Genomic DNA, 19235 nt, shown 5'->3' on the forward strand with positions numbered 1-19235 from the left:
GCGTTAGTACATCACCATGTCGGGTTCGTATTGCTTGGCCCAGGCCACGATCCCGCCCTGCAGGTGCAGCGCATCGGAGAACCCGGCCTTCTTCACGGCCGCCAGCGCCTCGGCCGAGCGGATGCCGGTCTTGCAGTACAGCACCGGCACGCGGTCGTGCGGCAACTTGGCCAGGCCGTCGCCGGCTTCGATGGCCGACTTCGGGATCAGCTCGGCGCCGTCGATGCGGTTGATGTCCCACTCGACCGATTCGCGGACGTCGATCAGCGCGTACTTGCCCGAATCGAGCATGTCGCGCAGTTCCCGCGGGGTGACGGTGGACTCGGCGACCGCCTGGGCGGCGTCCTCGGACACCACGCCGCAGAACGCCTCGTAGTCGATCAGCTCGGTGATCTTCGGCGTCGACGGATCCTTGCGGATCTTGATCGTGCGGTAGGTCATGTCCAGCGCGTCGTAGACCATCAACCGGCCCAGCAGCGGCTCACCGATCCCGGTGATCAGCTTGATCGCCTCGGTGCCCATCACCGACGCGATCGACGAACACAGGATGCCGAGCACGCCACCCTCGGCGCAGGACGGCACCATCCCCGGCGGCGGCGGCTCGGGGTACAGGTCGCGGTAGTTCAGGCCCAATCCGTCGGGCGCGTCCTCCCAGAACACCGAGACCTGGCCTTCGAACCGGTAGATCGAGCCCCACACATAGGGCTTTCCGGCCAGCACGGCCGCATCGTTGACCAGGTAGCGGGTCGCGAAGTTGTCGGTGCCGTCGAGGATCAGGTCGTACTGCTCGAACAGTTCGACCGCGTTGTCGGGCTCCAGCCGGAACTCGTGCAGACGGACGTCGATCAACGGGTTGATCTCGTGGATGGAGTCCCGCGCGCTCTGCCCCTTGGGCCGCCCGATGTCGGACTGGCCGTGGATGATCTGACGCTGCAGGTTCGACTCGTCGACGACGTCGAACTCGACGATCCCGATGGTCCCGACACCGGCCGCGGCCAGGTACAGCAGCGTCGGCGAGCCCAGACCGCCGGCACCGATGACCAGCACCTTGGCGTTCTTCAGCCGTTTCTGCCCGTCCATCCCGAGGTCGGGGATGATGAGGTGCCGGCTGTAGCGGGCGACCTCGTCATGGGTGAGTTCGGCCGCTGGCTCGACCAGCGGCGGTAACGGGGATGACACCGAGTATCTCCTTGGTTGGCGATAGAACCATCTCAGCAGGTACTGGGCACAACAGCAACGAGGGCCCCCAGCTTCCCGGACCGGGCGGCGATCTCCCGCGACCGAGGTCAAGCGATCGGATACGGCCAGGGGTTGAAGCGGCAGGTCTTGCCGTCGGGGACGACGGTGCCGGGGTCGAAACGGGCCGCGTCGTCGTTGTTGGTGGAGAAGGTCTGCTGCATCATGATCGGCGCCAGCTCGCCGTTCTCGGCGCACTGTTCGTGGCGCTGATAGCCGATGGCGTGTCCGACCTCGTGATTGATCAGGTACTGCCGATAGGAGCCCACGTCGCCCTGGAACGGCACCGCGCCGCGCACCCAGCGCGCCTCGTTGACGAACACGCGGGGCTGCCCCTCGAAGGCCGGGTTGTAGCAGGAGGCTTCGAGCTGGATGTCGTAGCCGCAGCCGTTGCGGATGGTCATCGGGGAGGTCAGCGACACCCGGAAGTCGGGCGGCACCCCGGCGGCCGCGTCGACCCGGACGAACGCGAACTGCGGATTGTGCGTCCAGCTCTTGGGATTGGCCAGCGTCTCGCTGACCATCCGGGCGAAGCCGTCGTCGCCGCCGAACGTCGTGGTGTCGATGCCGTCCTCCACCTCGACGGTGTAGGTGAACACCTTCGTGGTGCCCTGCCCCACCTGCGGGGTGGCCCCGGGCACGATGCGCCAGGTGCCGGCACCGGCCGGGGTGAACGGTCCGCCGTCGGGCAGGATCCCGGTCGGCAGGTTGGCGTCGAACTCGGTCAGCCCCTTCGGTGGCGCGCCGACGATCTCGGTGCTGGCCGCGCCGATGGTCGGCGGGCCCTGTACCGGGTCCTCGGCGTCGGCGACCAGCGGCGGCGCGCTGGTCCCAGTGATGGTCTGGTAGATGACCACCGCGGTCAGCACCACGAGCACCGGCAGCGCGTACGCGCGCCAGCCGTAGGTCGACACGAAACGGCCCAGCCAGGTCTGCTTGCGCCACCGCTTGTGCTCGTCCCGGTTGGACCGGATCCGACCAGGCTGTTCGGCCAACGGGTCGCGCAGTGCGCGCAGCGGCTCGCGCCACTGGTCGTGCAGCACCGGTACGCGCCCGTTCTCGTGGCCCTCGGGACCCACTTGCCCTCCGCGCACACGGGAGTCATAGGTCACCGCAACAGAATGACATAGCACGGCGGCCCTGCAGCTCCGGCGCGCCACCGCCGGGTCGCCCCGGCCCCGGAACACATGTCCTCACAGGAGAGATCAGCGATCGGTAGTAGTGTCAGAGCGAGCCATTACAGGCAATGACGACGACGCCGGTAGGTCCGGCGGTGACACTCGAGGTTCTGATGAGCGAACTCGCCAAGACGGCGCAGCGGCGGAGCGGCCAGCCCGCCAACGGCAGCGGGGTTTCCGGTGCCGGCGCCGCCCGGCGCGGCAACCGGATGCCCCGGGACGAGCGCCGAGGGCAGCTTCTGGCCGCCGCCAGCGAGGTTTTCGTCGACCGCGGCTATCACGCCGCCGGCATGGACGAGATCGCCGATCGTGCCGGAGTCAGCAAACCGGTGCTGTATCAACACTTCTCGTCGAAGGTCGAGCTGTACCTCGCGGTGCTCGCGCGCCATGTGGACAATCTGGTCTCCGGCGTGCGTCAGGCGCTGCGCACCACCACCGACAACCGGCAGCGGGTGCGCGCCGCGGTGCAGGCGTTCTTCGACTTCATCGAGCACGACGGCCAGGGTTACCGGCTGATCTTCGAGAACGATTACGTGACCGAACCGCAGGTGGCCGCGCAGGTCAAGGTGGCCACCGAGTCGTGCACCGACGCGGTGTTCGACCTGATCAGCCACGACTCGGGGCTCGAGCCGCACCGCGCCCGGATGATCGCGGTCGGCCTGGTCAGCATCAGCGTCGACTCGGCGCGCTACTGGCTGAACAACGAGCGTCCGATCGACAAGGACGACGCCGTCGAGGGCACCGTGGCCTTCATCTGGGGTGGGCTGTCCCACGTGCCGCTGACCCGGTCCTAGTCCGGGCCGGCGGGCGGGTCGGCTAGTCCTTCTTACCGGCGTCGAGCCCCACCCCGAACCCGACGCGGCGGGCCTCGGCCGGGCCGATCTCGACGTAGGCGATCTTCGCGTTGGGCACCAGGAAGCGTCGGCCCTTCTCGTCGGTCAGGGCCAGCACCCCGGTGCCGGCGTCGAGGGCGTCGACGACCAACTTCTCCACCTCGGCCGGTGTCTGCGCGCTGTTGAGAACCAATTCGCGCGGGCTGTCGGTGACACCGATCTTGACCTCCACGGTGGAAACCCTTCTGTTGGTTGGCGAAACTTCGTCTCCAGCAGGTTAGTAGACGTCGACGGCGTGCCGCCGCGCCGCCACCTCAGCCCTGGGCGAACGCGCGCCCCGATCCCGACCGGCGCCGCGATGCGGAGGCGACCGAACTGAGTCCCGACCGTGACCGCGACGGACGCGCGTCAGCCTCATCTGTCACTTCTGCATCGATAGCATCAGGCCCGCAACCGGGAAGCAGACGACTGGGACAGCAGGATGAACAGGTCATACACCGCGAATTCGCCGTACTCGCTGACGCCGACCGAACGACTCCGCAGCGGGCGCGGCAGGTCGAGCGGCCTGGACTACGAGCCGTACGAGGACTTCGAGGACAACGCCGACCTCGATACCGACGCGATGCCGCCGTTCGATCGGTCCTATGACCGGCGCTATGACCGGTCCTACGACGCTGTCGAGGACTACGACGAGTACGTCGACGAAGCGCACGTCGACCGGCGCTGGATGTGGATCGGCGGAGTGGCCGGAACGATCCTGTTCGTCGCGGTCATCGTCGTCAGCACCATGCTCAGCGGCAGCGACAGCGGATCGGTGTCGGCGACCGTCGTGACCTCCGATGCCCCGAGCCCGAGCGCCGCCGCGCCGGCACCGTCGACGACGGCCCCACCGGCGCCGCGGATCGCCGCGCCGCCGACACGGTCCCTGCCCGCCGAGACCATCACCACCATCACCCCCACCCCGGAGGCGCCGGCGCCGTCAGCGACGCCCGCGCCGGTGCTGCCGGCACCGCAGGCCGCGCCGCCGCCGGCCGCGGCCGCCCCCGGCACGGTCACCTACCGCGTCACCGGCGACCGGGCGCTGCTCGACATGGTGACCGTCATCTACACCGACCAGCAGGGCGCGTTGCAGACCGAGGTCAACGTCGCGCTGCCGTGGTCGAAGACCGTGGTGCTCGACCCCGGCGTCACGCTGAGCTCGGTCACCGCGACCAGTGTGGGCGGCAAGCTGAACTGCAGCATCACCGACGCCAACGGCGCGCTGCTGGTCGCGCAGAACTCCAACTCGATGATCACCAACTGCACGCGGTAGCGCGTCAGCCCAGGCCGAGCTCCTCGATGCGGTTGCTGTGGGTCTGCTGCAGCCGGTCGAAGAAATCCGTCATCTGTGACAGCCCGCCGCCCGACATCACCAGGTCGACCAGCTCGTCGTGGTCGGCGAGCACGTACTGGGCCTGGGTGATCGCCTCCCCCAGCAGGCGGCGCGACCACAGCGCCAGGCGGTGGCGCTGGCGGTCGCTGGCCGTCACGGCGGCGCGGACCTCGGCGACGACGAACTGCGAGTGCCCCGTCTCGGACAGCACCGACCGCACCACGCCGGCGGCGTCGGGCGGCATGGAGCCGGCGATCTCGAGGTAGAAATCGGCGGCCATCGCGTCGCCGATGTAGGTCTTGACCAACGCCTCCAACCAGGTGCTGGGAGTGGTCAGCCGGTGATAGTTCTCGAGCGCGGACGCGTACTTGGTCATCGCCGGCACGACGTCGACACCACGGTGTTCCAGCGCGTCGCGCAGCAGTTCGTAGTGGTTCATCTCCGCGGCCGCCATGCTGGCCATGTTGATACGTCCCAGCAGGTTGGGGGCCATCCGGGCTTCTTCGGTCAGCCGGTAGAACGCGGCCACCTCGCCATAGGCGAGCAGCGCGAACAGCTCGTTGATCCCGGGGTGCTCCGAGGTGATCGGCGCCGCTTTTCCGGAGACGTCCTGGCCCTCGGCAGCCGGTGCTGACGGCTGCGATGTCGGCGCAGAAGTCCGCGGAGAAGTCATGACGCAACTCTAGACGCCGGGCCCCTGGCAAGCGCCGCGTGCGGTGTTCGGCGGCTCGACCCGTTACCATGGACCACGGTGTCGGCGCACAGGTCGACAGATCACCTATCAGGTCCGGTCGACGAGCACTCGTCGCAGACACCTTGGCAATGTGCGTGCATGCAGGCGGCCCGCCCCCTCAGCGCTGGGCCCGGCGAAGTTCTCTTCACAACTCATGCGCGCGTGACAAACGCATGAGGATTGAACAGTGAAAGGCTTCGTCTACCCAGCATGACTCCCGTAACCCCGCATACCACCCCGTCCTTCGCCGAGCTCGGCGTCCGCGAGGAGATCGTCCGCGCACTTGCCGAGAACGGCATCGAACACGCCTTCGCGATCCAGGAGCTGACCCTGCCGCTGGCGCTGGCCGGCGACGATCTCATCGGGCAGGCCCGCACCGGCATGGGCAAGACCTACGCCTTCGGTGTTCCGCTGCTGCACCGGATCACCACCGACACCGAACGCCCGCTGTCGGGCATTCCGCGGGCGCTGGTCGTGGTGCCGACCCGCGAGCTGTGCATCCAGGTGCACGGCGACCTGGTCGCCGCATCGAAGTACCTCTCCGCCGACGAGACCCGCAAGCTCACCGTGACCGCCATCTACGGCGGACGGCCCTACGAGCCGCAGATCGAGGCGCTGCAGAAGGGTGTCGACGTCGTCGTGGGCACCCCGGGCCGGCTGCTCGACCTCGCCCAGCAGGGACACCTGCAGCTCGGCGGGCTCTCGACGCTGGTGCTCGACGAGGCCGACGAGATGCTCGACCTGGGCTTCCTGCCCGATATCGAGCGCATCCTCAAGCAGATCCCGGCGCAGCGGCAGGCGATGCTGTTCTCGGCGACCATGCCGGACCCGATCATCACGCTGGCGCGCACCTTCATGACCCAGCCCACCCATATCCGCGCGGAGTCGGCGCAGTCGTCGCAGACCCACGACACCACCGAGCAGTTCGCCTACCGCGCGCACGCGCTCGACAAGGTCGAGATGGTGGCCCGCATCCTGCAGGCGGAGGGCCGGGGCGCGACGATGATCTTCACCCGCACCAAGCGCACCGCCCAGAAGGTCGCCGACGAGCTCGGCGAACGCGGCTTCAAAGTCGGCGCCGTACACGGCGACCTGGGCCAGGGCGCCCGCGAGAAGGCGCTCAAGGCGTTCCGCACCGGCGAGGTCGACGTGCTGGTGGCCACCGACGTCGCGGCCCGAGGCATCGACATCGACGACATCACGCACGTCATCAACTTCCAGATCCCCGAGGACGAGCAGTCCTATGTGCACCGCATCGGCCGCACCGGTCGCGCCGGCAAGACCGGCATCGCGGTCACGCTGGTCGACTGGGACGAGTTGCCCCGCTGGTCGATGATCGACAAGGCGCTCGGCCTCGACACGCCCGACCCGGCCGAAACCTACTCCAGCTCGCCGCACCTCTACGACGAGTTGAACATCCCGGCCGAGGCCGGCGGTTCGATCGGTAAGGCGAAGCGCACGGCCGACAAGCCGCCGCGCGAGCCCCGCGAGCGCAGCGAGAAGCCCGCCCGCAACCGCAACCGCCGCCGCACCCGGGCCGGTAAGCCCGTCAGTGGGCACCCGGACGGCGCCGAGGCCGCCACGCCGGCCGACGGCGACGCCGCCGGCGGCAGCAACGGTGAGGCCGCGGAGGCACGCTCGGGGTCCGGGCGCCGTCGTCGGCGCCGGCGCCCGAACAAGGCGACGGCGGCCAGTCAGACCGCTGCCACGCCGAGCAGCTAGCACCGCCCGGCCCGCGATGGTCAGACCGAAACGCCGCACCCGGGCGGACCTGGTGGCGGCAGCGGCGATCGCCGCGGTCGTCGCACTGGTCGCGGTCGCGGTCTGGTGGAACAGCGACGCGCGGGCTACGGTCAGCCGACCCGCCGTCGCGCCGGTGCCGTCCCTGGAACCGGCCGAGACGGTGCCCGACACGCTGACGCAACGCTGGAGCGCGCCCAGCCCGACGACCACCCGTCCGCTGGTGGTAGCCGGGGCGGTGGTCACCGGCGACGGGCAGACCGTGCAGGGCCGCGACCCGGCCACCGGCGACACCGTGTGGACCTACGCCCGCGACCGGCAGCTGTGCGGCGTGACCTGGGTCTATGACTACGCGGTGGCGGTGTACCCGGACAGCCGCGGATGCGGCCAGGTCAGCACCGTCGACGCCGAGACCGGCACACGCGGACCGGCCCGCAGCAGCTACGCCGACGACCAGGTCGAATTGTCGACCGACGGGACGACCGTGCTCTCGGCCGGGCCCACCCGACTGGAGATGTGGCGGTCGGACATGGTGCGCATGCTCAGTTACGGCGCGCTGGATGCCCCGATCAAGCCCGACGTTCCTGCCACGCCGCTGTGCCGGCTGGTGTCGGCGGCGGCCAGTTCCTCGGCGGTGTCGGTACTCGAGGCCTGCGGGAACCAGGCCGACCTGCGCCTGACCCTGCTGCGGCCCTCCGACGAGGAGGACGTGCCGGAGGTGCAGTACGTCCAGCAGAACGGCGTCCCCGAGGGCAGCGGTGCCCGGGTGGTCGCGGTCGCCGGGACGACCACGGCGGTCTACGTCTCCACGCCCGCCCCGCGGGTGGACATCATCGACGACACCGGTACCACGATCGCCAGCACCGTAGTGCCCTCGCCGGCCACACCGGAGGCCACCGCGTCCCGGGTCGGTGACCTGATCACCTGGTGGACCGGCGACACCTTGATGGTGTTCTCCGGCGACGATCTGCAGTACAAGTACAGCGTCGCCGCGGCCGACGGCAACGCGCCGATCGGCCCGGCAACGATCATGGCCGGCCGGCTGCTGGTTCCGGTCACGGGCGGCTACGACGTGTTCGATCCGCAGACCGGCGCCGGTGAGCGCCACATTCCGCTGCAGCGGCCGGCCATGGACGTCGCCGGGCCGGTGGTGCCCGCCGTGGCCGGGTCGATGCTGCTCGAGCAGCGGGGCGGCGAGCTCGTCGCGCTGAGCTGAGCGCTCAGATCTCCGGAGTGAAGGTGGGCAGCGGTTTGCCGCTCTTCCAGTGCTTGAGCAGCGCGGCAGCCAGATCCCGGTAGGCGATCGCGCCCTTGTTCTTGCGCCCGGTCAACACCGACGAACCCGATGCACTGGCCTCGGCGAACCGGATCGTCCGCGGGATCGGCGGCGCGAGGACCGGCAGGTTGTAGCGGTCGGCGACGTCGAACACCACGTCACGGCTGTGGGTGGTCCGCGCATCGAACAGCGTGGGCAGCGCGCCCAGCAACTTCAGGTCGGGGTTGGTGATCGCCTGCACATCGCCGACGGTGCGCAGGAACTGCCCGACGCCGCGGTGGGCGAGCGTCTCGCACTGCAGCGGGACGATCACCTCGTCGGCGGCGGTCAGCCCGTTGAGGGTCAGCACCCCCAGCGAGGGCGGGCAGTCGATGATCACCACGTCGTAGGCGTCGCTGATCTTGGCCAACGCCCGCTTGAGGGCGTGTTCGCGGCCCGCCCGCATCAGCAGCATGGCCTCCGCGCCGGCCAGGTCGATGTTGGCCGGCAGCAGGGTCATGCCCTCCGGGGTGTCGACCAGCGCCGCGTCGGGTTCCACCTCGCCGAGCAGCACCTCGTGCACCGACACCGGCAGCTTGTCCGGATCCTGGCCCAGCGAGAACGTCAGGGAACCCTGCGGATCGAGATCGACGAGCAGAACCCGCTGCCCATGCTGGACCATCGCCGCGCCCAGCGACGCCACCGTCGTCGTTTTGGCGACCCCACCCTTTTGATTGGCGACCGCAAGTACTCGCGTCACACGGACCAGTGTGTCATGCGCAGTCAAAAGCCGTCCGCGGCGCGCGTGCGTCGTCACCGGTGCGGCACAATCGATGGGTGTGGCCCTCTTGCAGCACCGCCTGATTCTGTTTCGCCATGGCGAGACGGAATGGTCGCGGACCGGTCGGCACACCAGTCACACCGAACTCGACCTGACCGAACGCGGCTGCGGCCAGGCGCAGGCCGCGGCCGCCACGCTGGGCCAGATTGCTCTGCGCGACCCGTATGTGGTCTGCAGCCCCCGGCAACGCGCGCAGCGCACCGCCGAACTGGCCGGCCTGACCGTCGACGAGGTCAACCCGCTGATCAGCGAATGGGATTACGGCGACTACGAGGGCACCACCACCGACGAGATCCGCAAGGCCGTACCGAACTGGCTGGTGTGGACCCACGGCTGTCCCGGCGGCGAAACCTCGGCGCAGGTGTGCGAGCGGGCGGACCGGGCCATCGAGCTGGCGCTCGGGCACATGGCCACTCGCGACGTGGTGTTCGTCGGGCACGGGCATTTCTCCCGCGCGGTGATCACCCGCTGGATCGAGCAACCCGTCTACGAGGGCATCCGTTTCGCGATGCCGGCGGTGTCGATCGCGGTGTGCGGGTTCGAGCACGGCATCCGTCAGCTCAGCGCACTGGGGCTGACCGGACACCCGGATCCGACATGACCCGGGAACCGGCTTTCGTCCTCGCCGGACCCGACGGCGTCGTCGTCGGCGACGGCGTGCACACCGCGTTTCCCCGCATCGCCGACGCGCGGGCCGCGCTGGCGTCGCGCAGTGCCCCGATCATCATGGGCGCGTTGCCTTTCGACCCGTCCGCCCCGGCAGCGTTGATCCGCCCGCAATCGGTGACGTTCAGCGACGCACTGCCGGACTGGCCGCTGCGCGAACTGCCCACGGTGCGGGTGGCCGGCATGTCGCCCGATGCCGCCGAGCACCGGCGGCGGGTCGCCGTCGCGGTCGAGCGGCTCTCCGACCCGACGCGTGGCCTGCAGAAGGTCGTGCTCGCGCGGGCGCTGCAGCTGACCGCCGACGCACCGATCGACGCCCGCACCGTGCTGCACCGCCTGCACGGCGCCGACGCCGACGCGACCGAGTACCTGGTCGACCTGTCCGCGGCGGGCGAAGGCTACTCGGGCACGGCCATCGTCGGGGCGAGCCCGGAACTGCTGGTGGCGCGCCGCGGCCGGCAGGTGTGGTGCCGCCCCTTCGCCGGTTCGGCACCCCGTTCCCCCGACCCTGCCACAGACGAGAAAAGTGCTGCCGCGCTGGCGGATTCGGCAAAGAACCGCCACGAGCACCAGGTGGTGGTCGATGCGCTGCGCGACGCGCTCCAACCGCTGTGCACCGATCTGTCCGTGGCGCCGCAGCCCGAGCTCAGCAGGACCGCCGCGGTCTGGCATCTGTCCACGCCGATCTCGGGCACGCTGCGCCAGAGTTCGACGACCGCATTGGATTTGGCGCTGGCACTGCACCCCACCCCCGCGGTCGGCGGAACCCCCACCGACCAGGCGATGGCGTTGATCGCCGAGATGGAGGGCAACCGCGGCTTCTACGCCGGCACGGTCGGCTGGTGTGACCAGCGCGGCGACGGCCGCTGGGTGGTGACGATCCGGGGTGCGCAACTGTCCGCCGACCGGCGCAGCGCGGTCGCGCATTCCGGCGGCGGCATCGTCGCCGAATCCGATCCCGACGACGAGGTCGCCGAGACGACAACGAAATTCAGGACCATTCTGACGGCGCTGGGAGTCGCCGATGAGTGAGACCATCCGCGCCGCGCGGCCCGGCGACGAAACCGGACTGACCGCGCTGATTCACGAACTGGCCGCCTTCGAGCAGGCTGAGCATGAATGCACCGTGACCGAAAGTCAGCTGCGGCAAGCGCTTTTCGGCGCCGACCCGGTCGTCTACGGGCTCGTCGCCGAGGTGGACGGTCAGCTCGCCGGCGGTGCGCTGTGGTTCCGGAACTTCTCGACCTGGGACGGCGTGGCCGGCGTCTACCTCGAGGACCTGTTCGTCCGCCCGCAGTTCCGCCGGCGCGGGCTGGCGCGTCGGCTGTTGGCCACCCTGGCCCGGGAATGCGTGGACCGCGGCTACAGCCGGCTGACGTGGGCGGTGCTGGACTGGAACGTCAACGCCATCGCGCTCTACGACGGCGTCGGCGGTGTCCCGCAGAACGAGTGGATCACCTACCGGGTGTCGGGCCCACGGCTGGCCGAGTTGGCCGCGGAGTCGTCGTCGGGGCCGGGCTGAGTCAGCCAGTGCACCGCTGACGGACTGAACAGCAGCCCCAGCACCGCGATCGACACCGCCGCCACCACCACGGCGTAGGACAGCCGGCCCGAACTGAAGACGTACCACGCCACCCCGAGCAGGCACAGGTTGGCGAACACCGCGATGCCGCGCCCCCACCGCCGGCCCGTCCACAGGGCCCAGCCCGCGGCCAGCACACCGGACCCCATGATCACGAACCACGCGGCGGTGCCGTAGCCGCTGATGGCCTCCTCGTGATGACCGGCCGCCTCGCGCACCACCAGCACGACGGCCATCACCAGACCCAGAAAGCCTTGCAGCGCCACGATTCCGCCGGCGATCCGCACCGCCGGGGACATCAGCTGCCCAGCCGGTCGGCGAAGAACTGCACCGCGAACTCGTAGCCGAGCGGTCCGGCGCCGGCGATGACCACCTCGGCCACCGCCGAGACGTAGGAGTGGTGGCGGAACGGTTCGCGGGCGTGGATGTTGCTCAGGTGCACCTCTGCCACCGGCAGCCCCACCGAGCGCAGTGCGTCGGCGACGGCGATCGAGGTGTGGCTGTAGGCGGCGGGATTGATGATGATGCCGACGCAGTCGGTGCGGGCGGCCTGGATCGCGTCGACGAGTGCGCCCTCATGGTTGCTCTGCACCGCGCGGACGTCGAAGCCGGCCGCGACGGCCACCTCGGCCACCCGCGCCTCGATCTCGGCGAGCGTGGTCGTGCCGTACACCTCGGGCTGGCGGGTCCCGAGCAGGTTCAGGTTGGGCCCGTTGACGAGAAGCAGTCGACGTTCGGTCACCGTTGTACGGTACCGGCGCGGTCGGTGCGCCCGTTAGGCTCAAGCCCCGTGCGTGCCGTGCTGATCGTCAACCCCAATGCGACATCGACGACCCCGGCCGGTCGTGACCTGCTGGCCCACGCGCTGGAGAGCCGGGTCGAACTCACCGTCGCGCACACCGATCACCGTGGCCATGCCGTCGAGCTGGCGCGTGAGGCGGCCCGCACCGGGATCGAGGTGGTGATCGTGCACGGCGGCGACGGCACCGTCAACGAGGTCGTCAACGGCATCCTCGCCGAATGCGGCCCCACCGGCACCGGCCCCGCGGTCGGGGTGGTGCCGGGCGGGTCGGCCAACGTATTCGCTCGCGCGCTGGGGATCAGCCCGGACCCGATCGAGGCCACCAACCAGCTCGTCGACCTGCTCGGCGAGTACCGGCGCACCCGGACGTGGCGGCGCATCGGGCTGATGGACTGCGGCGAGCGGTGGGCGGTGTTCACTGCCGGGATGGGCGTCGACGGCGACGTGGTGGCCGCGGTGGAGGCCCAACGCGCGCGGGGCCGCAAGGTCACCGCGTCGCGCTACATCCAGGTCGCGATCCGCGAGGTGCTGGCCAGCGTGCGCAAGGAGCCGACGTTGACACTGCACCTGCCCGACCGGGAGCCGGTGGAAGGCGTGTACTTCGCGTTCGTGTCCAACTCCAGCCCGTGGACCTACGCCAACGCGCGGCCGGTGTGGACCAACCCCGGCACCACGTTCGAGACCGGTCTCGGTGTGTTCGCCACCACCAGCATGAACGTCTGGGCCAATCTGCGCCTGGTGCGCCAGATGCTCGCGCGCAAGCCCAAGCTGTCTGCCAAGCATCTGGTCCGCGACGATGACTTGCGGTGGCTGAAAGTGACCAGCACCACGCCGGTGGCCTGCCAGATCGACGGCGATTACCTCGGCGAGCGGGAGTCGATGCACTTCGCGGCGGTGCCCGACGCGCTCGCGGTGATCGCGCCGCCACCGAAAATCCTCTGAGAACCCCGCCTGACCAGCGCAAGCAGCATATGAAAGCCAACTCACACCGCATGTTTTGGGCGCAGATGGGTTTAGCGTAGTACAACGGGGTTATGGGTCCGGTAACGGTCCACCGAAGTGAGATAGCCCACGAGTTAACGAACACCTATTGACATCCGTCGAGCCTGTGAAAGCATCGGATGCAACAGCGCAGAAACATTCTGCGCGCTCGCGTTAACAGCCGACGTAAATCTCGTGCGCTCCGCTGCGCATATGAAAGGAAGACATACCAATGGATTGGCGCCACAAGGCCGTCTGTCGCGACGAGGACCCCGAGCTGTTCTTCCCGGTCGGAAACAGCGGACCGGCGCTCGCCCAGATCGCTGATGCGAAGCTCGTCTGCGGCCGCTGCCCCGTCACCGCAGAGTGCCTGAGCTGGGCTTTGGAGTCCGGCCAGGATGCCGGCGTGTGGGGCGGCATGAGCGAGGACGAGCGTCGCGCGCTCAAGCGCCGCAACGCTCGGACGAAGGCTCGTTCCGGAGTCTGATCGCGCCCTCGCGCACACCTACGGCCCCGACGCACGTCGGGGCCGTAACTTTGTGCGCACAATTCGGCGGGCATTTGCACCATTTGCAGCAAATTGTCACAAACTGACCGAATCGCCGTTAGCAAACCGCAATTCGATCAGTATTGACTGGCTCTGGTGCGCCGCCCGATCGGCACCCGCAGCACCACATCGGTTCCGCCCGAAGCGCCTTCGTGCATCCCCAGCGAGCCGTCGAGTTCGGCCGAGACCAGGGTGCGGACGATCTGCAGCCCGAGCCGGTCGGACTTCTCGAGGCTGAAGCCGTCGGGCAGCCCGCGACCGTCGTCGTGCACCACGACGTCCAGCCACCGTGCCGAACGCTCGGCACGGATCGTGACGCACCCCTGACTGGTCGAGGCGTCGAACGCGTGCTCCATCGCGTTCTGCACAAGCTCGGTGATGACCATGATCAGCGCCGTGGCGCGGTCGGCGTCGAGCACGCCCAGCTCCCCGACCCGGTTGATGCGGATCGGGGCGTCGACGGTGGCGACGTCGTTCATGATCGGCAGGATGCGGTCCACCACCTCGTCGAGGTTGACCTCCTCGTCCACCGACATCGACAGTGCGTCGTGAACCAGCGCGATCGACGACACCCGCCGCACCGACTCGATCAGCGCCTCGCGGCCCTCGGGGTTGGTGGTGCGGCGCGCCTGCAGCCGCAGCAGCGCGGCCACGGTCTGCAGGTTGTTCTTCACGCGGTGGTGGATCTCGCGGATGGTGGCGTCCTTGGACAGCAGCGCCCGGTCGCGCCGTTTGACCTCGGTGACATCGCGGATCAGCACCGCGGCGCCGACGGGAGCGCCGCGAACCACCAGCGGCAGCGTCCGCAGCAGCACCGCCGCGCCGTTGGCGTCGACCTCCATGCGCATGCTGGAGCCCCCGGTCAGTGAGTCACGGACGTGGTTGGCCAGCTCCTGCGCCTCGAACGGGTCGGAGATCAGCGGCCGGGTGACCGCGACGAGGTTGTGGCCCTCCAGCTCGGCGGTCGAGCCCATGCGGTGGAAGGCCGAGATCGCGTTCGGGCTGGCGAACGTGACGACTCCGGCCTCATCGAGGCGGATGAACCCGTCGCCGACGCGCGGGCTGGACCGCGACATCGCCAGGTCGCCGACGTTGGGGAAGGTGCCCTCCGACAGCATGTGCAGCAGGTCTTCGGCGCAGTTGCGGTAGGCCGCCTCCAGGGGGCTGACCTGGCGCGGCGCCAGCGAGGTCTGGTGGGTCAGCACCGCGACGACGGTGTTGTGGTAGCGCACCGGCACCGCCTCGACGTTGAGTCCTGGGGCGCCGTCCTGGCCGTCGAGGGTGAGCCTGCCGATCGTTCCGGACCGGAACGCCGCGGTGACGATCGGGATGTCCTCGGGTTCGGCGGTGCTGGCCACCGCGTCGGCGAGCAGCACGGTCGAGGCGGTGTTGGGCCGCACCTGCGCCACGCACACCAGCATCCCGTCGTCGCGGCGAACCCACATCAGGTAGTCGGCGAACGAGAGGTCGGCCAGCAGCTGCCATTCGCCGACCACCGCGTGCAGATGGTCGACGGCGTTGCCGGGCAGCATGGTGTGCTCGGCGAGCAGGTCACCGAGGGTCGACATGACGAATCGGAACGGTCGGGACGGTCTGCCGGCTAGCTGATGACGGCGATGAGGTCACCGGCCTGGATGACGTCACCCACTGCCACGCTGACCTTGCTGACGGTGCCGGCGATCTCGGCGAGCACCGGGATCTCCATCTTCATCGACTCGAGCAGCACCAGGGTGTCGCCTTCACCGATCTGATCGCCCTCGTTCACCACGACCTCGAGCACACTGGCCACGATTTCCGCGCGGACGTCCTCGGCCATCTTCACCCCATTCCCTACTGGTGCTTACCGCGTCTATCGAACCACAACGGCTTGCGCCGGTCCTGCAAGGCCGCAGGCGGCGGCGAAATAGTTGTCGGGAGCTCGTGCGACAATGGGACGCAACCGACCCGCCGTTCGCGGGTGCACACCCACCGACTCGTTGGAGGTTCATCATGGCCAAGCGTGGCCGTAAGAAGCGTGACCGTAAGCACTCGAAGGCCAACCACGGCAAGCGGCCCAACGCCGGTTCGAAGTCCGTGTGAGCCGCTAGGGCCGGCTCAGCCCCGCCGGATGATGGTGGTCTGGCTGATCTGGATGCGCAACCGCTCGCGCAGGCTGTCCGGGGCGCGTTCCCCGCTGCACTTCACGGCGATCAGACGCTTGACGCGCTCCTCGATGCCGTAATGCCGCAGGCAGGCCGGGCAGTCTTCGAGGTGCTGGCGCAGCTTGTCGCGGGTCTCGTCGGTGCATTCGCCGTCGAGCAACGTCCAGACCTCGGCGATCACCGCGGCGCACTCCGGATGTTCGGGATCGACCGGGCCGACCGGCGGCCGCCATCGCTCCTCGGCCTGACCCTCGCCCGGCGGGACCTCGTGCTCGCTCATGAGGTGACCTCTTCGGGCGCCTCGACCTCGCCGCGCAGGAACCCGCGGTCGCGGGCCACCTCGTTCAACAGCTCACGCAGCTGGCGCCTGCCGCGGTGCAGCCGCGACATCACCGTGCCGATGGGGGTGTCCATGATCTCGGCGATCTCCTTGTACGGGAAGCCCTCGACGTCGGCGTAGTACACCGCCATCCGGAAGTCCTCGGGCAGGGCTTGCAGCGCTTCCTTGATCTCACTGTCGGGCAGCAGTTCCAGCGCCTCGACCTCCGCCGACCGCAGACCCGTCGACGAGTGCTCGGCGTTGGCCGCCAGCTGCCAGTCGGTGATCTCCTCGGTCGGATATTCCGCCGGCTGCCGCTGCTTCTTGCGGTAGCTGTTGATGTAGGTGTTGGTCAGGATGCGGTACAACCAGGCCTTCAGGTTGGTGCCCTCGCGGAACGACCGGAAGCCGGTGTAGGCCTTGACCATCGTCTCCTGCAGCAGGTCCTCGGCGTCGGCGGGGTTGCGCGTCATCCGCATCGCGCCACCGTAGAGCTGGTCGAGCAGCGGGATCGCGTCGCGCTCGAACCGGGCGGTCAGCTCGGCGTCGGTTTCTTCGCGGGCCGTCTCTTCGCGGGTCGTGCCTGTGGCCGACCCGTCGGTGTCGGTCATCGTGGGGAACACCGTCCCTTCTGTCGCGGCGCCGCCGATCACGTCCAGTAGGTGCACCGAACGTGATGGGGCCGCCAAGGCCAATACTGGCACCATCTATCCCCTTCCGCCGATCCTAGAGGCTGCTCCTGACAAGCCCCGACTCACTGGCCTGACCGGCCGTTCGGCCTGTCGGCTCTCCGCACAACAGTTGCGGCGCGCGTGCTGTTCCCTCGGGCGACTGCCCGATATCCCGGGCCAGGCTGTCGCCGGTCGGGAATACTCATCGTCTCGATGGATCTCTCCACCACCCTGGTCGTCATCGCCGCGGCGTTGCTCCTCGCAGCCACGGCGCTGACGTGGTGGCTGCGTCGCCGCGCGGCGTTTCAGTCCGCGCTGCAGCAGCGGGGGTGGCGGTTGCGCACCGACGGTGACGACACCGTCGTCGTCCCGGCCACCGGCGACTGGACGCTGACGATGCGCCGGTCCTACGTCGGGCAGATGTCGCCGCCCGGCAAGCACCTCGTCACCAGCGTGTGGACCTGTCCCATGCCGGCCACGCTGGGCCCCGTTCTGGTCGCCGGTCCGGCGCCGCCGCCGGAGCTGCGTGAACTGGCGGCCGGTCTGGTCGGCTCGGTGTCCCCGACGGTGACCCGCTGGCTGGGCATCGACCGCGTCAGCGACGGGCGCCCGCTGCGACCGGTGCCGGCCATGGACGATCGGCTGCTGGTGTTCGCGACCGACGGGATCGGGCCGATCGGCACGTTGCGCGCGGTGGCCGACGCGATCGGCGACTGGTGCTCGGTCTACGAGACCGAACGCGAACAGCCGGTGCTGCTGCTCGACCGGTCCGGCATGTCGGTGCGGGTCCGTACCGACGTCCTGACCTCGGTCGACGTCGCCGACGCGTTCGTCACCCTGGGGCTGCGGTGTCGCGGCGCGCTGGGGCGCTCATGACGCGGTCCGACCCGCTTAGGCTGTGCCGGTGGCACGTGCAGCGACCCCGGCGATCGCGGCGCTGATCGCTGCGGGCATCCCCCACGACGTCCTGCAGTACCGCCACGATCCCCGCACCGGGTCGTTCGGTGACGAGGCGGTCGACGAGCTCGCCCGCGACGGGGTCGTGGCCGACCAGATCTTCAAGACCCTGGTGGTGACGCTGCCGTCCGGCCTGGGCGTCGCCGTCGTGCCGGTCCCGGCGAAGCTCTCGCTCAAGGCGGCGGCGGCCGCGCTGGGCGCCGCCAAGGCCACGATGGCCGACCCGTCCGCCGCGGCGCGTGCCACCGGCTACGTCGTCGGCGGCATCTCCCCGCTGGGCCAGCGCAAGGCCCTGCCGACGGTGGTGGATGCGTCGGCGCTGCAGTGGGACCGGGTGCTGTGCAGCGCCGGCAAGCGCGGTCTGGAGGTCGGCCTGGACCCCCGGGATCTGGTGCGGTTGACCAACGCGGCCGTCGCCGACATCCGAGCGCTCTAGGCTGACCCCATGTCGCTCGCGGGAAAAACCATGTTCATCTCCGGAGCCAGCCGCGGTATCGGGCTGGCGATCGCCAAGCGGGTCGCCGCGGACGGTGCGAACGTCGCGCTGGTCGCCAAGACCGCCGAACCGCACCCGAAGCTGCCGGGCACCGTCTACACCGCGGCCCAGGAGATCGAGGACGTCGGCGGGCACGCGCTGCCGATCGTCGGCGACATCCGGGACGGGGACTCGGTCACCGCGGCCGTCGCCAAGACCGTCGAGCAGTTCGGCGGGATCGACATCTGCGTCAACAACGCCTCGGCGATCAACCTCGGGTCGATCGAGGACGTGCCGCTCAAACGGTTCGACCTGATGAACGGCATCCAGGTGCGGGGTACCTACGCGGTGTCGCAGGCCTGCCTGCCGCACATGAAGGGCCGCGACAATCCGCACATCCTGACGCTGTCGCCGCCGATCCTGCTGGAGTCCAAGTGGCTGCGCCCCACCCCGTACATGATGGCGAAGTACGGGATGACGTTGTGCGCGTTGGGCATTGCTGAAGAGATGAAGGATGCGCGAATCGCGTCGAACACGCTGTGGCCGCGCACCATGGTGGCCACCGCCGCGGTGCAGAACCTGCTCGGCGGCGACGAGTCGATGGCCCGCTCGCGCAAGCCCGAGGTGTACTCCGACGCCGCGTACGCGGTGCTGACCAAGCCGTCGTCGTTCACCGGCAACACGCTGCTGTGCGAGGACGTGCTGTTGGAGTCCGGTGTCACCGATCTGTCGGTGTACGACTGCGTGCCCGGCGCCGAGCTCGGGGTGGACTTCTGGGTGGAGAGCGCCAACCCACCCGGTTACACCGGCCCGTAGCTCTTCCCGCGAGAGTGCCGTCAGCGTAGGTGCCGAAGGGCCTGAACTACGGACAGCCCACTTTCGCGGGCGAGCGACCTATTCTCCCCT

The 19235-nt window shown here is 69.4% G+C and carries 24 protein-coding genes; 13 read left to right on the top strand and 11 right to left on the bottom strand.

Going from position 1 to position 19235, the window contains the following annotated elements; translation table 11 throughout:
- Positions 1 to 3: 3 nt before the first annotated feature.
- Both moeZ and G6N31_RS13535 read right to left on the bottom strand, forming a co-directional pair.
- Positions 4 to 1179, bottom strand: a complete 1176-nt coding sequence (gene moeZ / locus G6N31_RS13530) for an adenylyltransferase/sulfurtransferase MoeZ (protein WP_098004073.1) — start codon at positions 1177 to 1179, stop codon at positions 4 to 6.
- 107 nt (positions 1180 to 1286) lie between these two features.
- Entirely contained in the window at positions 1287 to 2348 is a 1062-nt protein-coding gene (locus G6N31_RS13535) for a DUF3152 domain-containing protein (protein WP_420090812.1), read from the bottom strand.
- Positions 2349 to 2527: 179 nt separating this feature from the next.
- Here G6N31_RS13535 and fasR point away from each other — a divergent pair, with 179 nt between their 5' ends.
- Complete coding sequence (gene fasR / locus G6N31_RS13540; protein ID WP_098004131.1) at positions 2528 to 3208, top strand: HTH-type transcriptional activator FasR; 681 nt, start codon at positions 2528 to 2530, stop codon at positions 3206 to 3208.
- Positions 3209 to 3230: 22 nt separating this feature from the next.
- Here the strand turns inward: fasR and G6N31_RS13545 are convergent, their stop codons facing one another.
- Positions 3231 to 3479, bottom strand: a complete 249-nt coding sequence (locus tag G6N31_RS13545) for a DUF3107 domain-containing protein (RefSeq protein WP_098004071.1) — start codon at positions 3477 to 3479, stop codon at positions 3231 to 3233.
- A gap of 249 nt (positions 3480 to 3728) precedes the next feature.
- Between G6N31_RS13545 and G6N31_RS13550 the strand changes: the two genes are divergently transcribed.
- A complete protein-coding gene (locus tag G6N31_RS13550) occupies positions 3729 to 4559 on the top strand; it encodes an MmpS family transport accessory protein (protein ID WP_098004070.1) in 831 nt (276 codons plus the stop codon).
- A 4-nt stretch (positions 4560 to 4563) separates the two neighbouring features.
- Here the strand turns inward: G6N31_RS13550 and G6N31_RS13555 are convergent, their stop codons facing one another.
- On the bottom strand, positions 4564 to 5292 hold the full coding sequence (locus tag G6N31_RS13555) for a ferritin-like fold-containing protein (RefSeq protein ID WP_179964179.1): 729 nt from the start codon (positions 5290 to 5292) through the stop codon (positions 4564 to 4566).
- Positions 5293 to 5562: 270 nt separating this feature from the next.
- On the opposite strand from G6N31_RS13555, the gene G6N31_RS13560 reads away from it, so the two are divergent.
- Positions 5563 to 7074 (top strand): DEAD/DEAH box helicase, encoded by a 1512-nt coding sequence (locus tag G6N31_RS13560; protein WP_098004069.1) that lies wholly within the window; start codon positions 5563 to 5565, stop codon positions 7072 to 7074.
- Positions 7075 to 7090: 16 nt separating this feature from the next.
- Positions 7091 to 8308 (top strand): Rv3212 family protein, encoded by a 1218-nt coding sequence (locus G6N31_RS13565; RefSeq protein ID WP_098004068.1) that lies wholly within the window; start codon positions 7091 to 7093, stop codon positions 8306 to 8308.
- Positions 8309 to 8312: 4 nt separating this feature from the next.
- On the opposite strand, the gene G6N31_RS13570 is transcribed toward G6N31_RS13565, so the two are convergent.
- Positions 8313 to 9107 (bottom strand): ParA family protein, encoded by a 795-nt coding sequence (locus G6N31_RS13570; RefSeq protein ID WP_098004067.1) that lies wholly within the window; start codon positions 9105 to 9107, stop codon positions 8313 to 8315.
- A 79-nt stretch (positions 9108 to 9186) separates the two neighbouring features.
- On the opposite strand from G6N31_RS13570, the gene G6N31_RS13575 reads away from it, so the two are divergent.
- The 3 genes from G6N31_RS13575 to G6N31_RS13585 are packed head-to-tail and all read left to right on the top strand — an operon-like array spanning position 9187 to position 11376.
- On the top strand, positions 9187 to 9789 hold the full coding sequence (locus G6N31_RS13575; protein WP_098004129.1) for an acid phosphatase: 603 nt from the start codon (positions 9187 to 9189) through the stop codon (positions 9787 to 9789).
- Positions 9786 to 10886, top strand: coding sequence for an isochorismate synthase (locus tag G6N31_RS13580; RefSeq protein ID WP_098004066.1), 1101 nt, complete (start codon positions 9786 to 9788; stop codon positions 10884 to 10886). Before G6N31_RS13575 ends, G6N31_RS13580 begins: the two co-directional genes overlap by 4 nt.
- Complete coding sequence (locus G6N31_RS13585) at positions 10879 to 11376, top strand: GNAT family N-acetyltransferase (RefSeq protein ID WP_098004065.1); 498 nt, start codon at positions 10879 to 10881, stop codon at positions 11374 to 11376. Before G6N31_RS13580 ends, G6N31_RS13585 begins: the two co-directional genes overlap by 8 nt.
- On the opposite strand, the gene G6N31_RS13590 is transcribed toward G6N31_RS13585, so the two are convergent.
- Together G6N31_RS13590 and aroQ are read right to left on the bottom strand one after the other, a co-directional pair.
- Positions 11313 to 11735 carry a hypothetical protein gene (locus tag G6N31_RS13590; RefSeq protein WP_098004064.1) on the bottom strand — a complete coding sequence of 141 codons (423 nt, stop codon included), beginning with the start codon at positions 11733 to 11735 and terminating at the stop codon, positions 11313 to 11315. The two genes, G6N31_RS13585 and G6N31_RS13590, sit on opposite strands and share 64 nt — an antisense overlap.
- Positions 11735 to 12178 (bottom strand): type II 3-dehydroquinate dehydratase, encoded by a 444-nt coding sequence (aroQ, locus tag G6N31_RS13595; RefSeq protein WP_098004063.1) that lies wholly within the window; start codon positions 12176 to 12178, stop codon positions 11735 to 11737. The genes G6N31_RS13590 and aroQ overlap by 1 nt, the downstream gene beginning before the upstream one ends.
- A 48-nt stretch (positions 12179 to 12226) precedes the next feature.
- Here aroQ and G6N31_RS13600 point away from each other — a divergent pair, with 48 nt between their 5' ends.
- Both G6N31_RS13600 and G6N31_RS13605 read left to right on the top strand, forming a co-directional pair.
- On the top strand, positions 12227 to 13180 hold the full coding sequence (locus G6N31_RS13600) for a diacylglycerol/lipid kinase family protein (RefSeq protein WP_098004062.1): 954 nt from the start codon (positions 12227 to 12229) through the stop codon (positions 13178 to 13180).
- Positions 13181 to 13451: 271 nt separating this feature from the next.
- A complete protein-coding gene (locus G6N31_RS13605) occupies positions 13452 to 13706 on the top strand; it encodes a WhiB family transcriptional regulator (RefSeq protein WP_098004061.1) in 255 nt (84 codons plus the stop codon).
- A gap of 137 nt (positions 13707 to 13843) precedes the next feature.
- Here G6N31_RS13605 and G6N31_RS13610 read toward each other — a convergent pair whose 3' ends face one another.
- Positions 13844 to 15334, bottom strand: coding sequence for a two-component system sensor histidine kinase PdtaS (locus tag G6N31_RS13610; RefSeq protein ID WP_098004060.1), 1491 nt, complete (start codon positions 15332 to 15334; stop codon positions 13844 to 13846).
- A 32-nt stretch (positions 15335 to 15366) separates the two neighbouring features.
- Positions 15367 to 15582 (bottom strand): biotin/lipoyl-binding carrier protein, encoded by a 216-nt coding sequence (locus tag G6N31_RS13615; protein WP_098004128.1) that lies wholly within the window; start codon positions 15580 to 15582, stop codon positions 15367 to 15369.
- 173 nt (positions 15583 to 15755) lie between these two features.
- Here G6N31_RS13615 and G6N31_RS27840 point away from each other — a divergent pair, with 173 nt between their 5' ends.
- A complete protein-coding gene (locus G6N31_RS27840) occupies positions 15756 to 15845 on the top strand; it encodes a 50S ribosomal protein bL37 (protein ID WP_098004059.1) in 90 nt (29 codons plus the stop codon).
- A 15-nt stretch (positions 15846 to 15860) separates the two neighbouring features.
- Here G6N31_RS27840 and rsrA read toward each other — a convergent pair whose 3' ends face one another.
- Both rsrA and G6N31_RS13625 read right to left on the bottom strand, forming a co-directional pair.
- Entirely contained in the window at positions 15861 to 16187 is a 327-nt protein-coding gene (gene rsrA, locus G6N31_RS13620) for a mycothiol system anti-sigma-R factor (RefSeq protein ID WP_098004058.1), read from the bottom strand.
- Positions 16184 to 16837: a sigma-70 family RNA polymerase sigma factor gene (locus G6N31_RS13625; RefSeq protein ID WP_179964338.1), complete on the bottom strand. Its 654-nt coding sequence runs from the start codon at positions 16835 to 16837 to the stop codon at positions 16184 to 16186. The genes rsrA and G6N31_RS13625 overlap by 4 nt, the downstream gene beginning before the upstream one ends.
- 273 nt (positions 16838 to 17110) lie before the next feature.
- Here G6N31_RS13625 and G6N31_RS13630 point away from each other — a divergent pair, with 273 nt between their 5' ends.
- From G6N31_RS13630 to G6N31_RS13640, 3 genes are read left to right on the top strand one after another with little or no spacing between them, the layout of a single operon-like run.
- The gene (locus tag G6N31_RS13630) at positions 17111 to 17773 is read left to right on the top strand and encodes a hypothetical protein (RefSeq protein ID WP_098004056.1); all 663 of its coding nucleotides are present in this window, start codon (positions 17111 to 17113) and stop codon (positions 17771 to 17773) included.
- 28 nt (positions 17774 to 17801) lie between these two features.
- Entirely contained in the window at positions 17802 to 18290 is a 489-nt protein-coding gene (locus tag G6N31_RS13635; protein ID WP_098004127.1) for a YbaK/EbsC family protein, read from the top strand.
- A 9-nt stretch (positions 18291 to 18299) separates the two neighbouring features.
- Positions 18300 to 19145 carry an SDR family oxidoreductase gene (locus G6N31_RS13640; RefSeq protein WP_098004055.1) on the top strand — a complete coding sequence of 282 codons (846 nt, stop codon included), beginning with the start codon at positions 18300 to 18302 and terminating at the stop codon, positions 19143 to 19145.
- The last annotated feature ends 90 nt before the right edge of the window (positions 19146 to 19235 follow it).

Source organism: Mycolicibacterium duvalii, from assembly GCF_010726645.1.
GTDB lineage: Bacteria > Actinomycetota > Actinomycetes > Mycobacteriales > Mycobacteriaceae > Mycobacterium > Mycobacterium duvalii.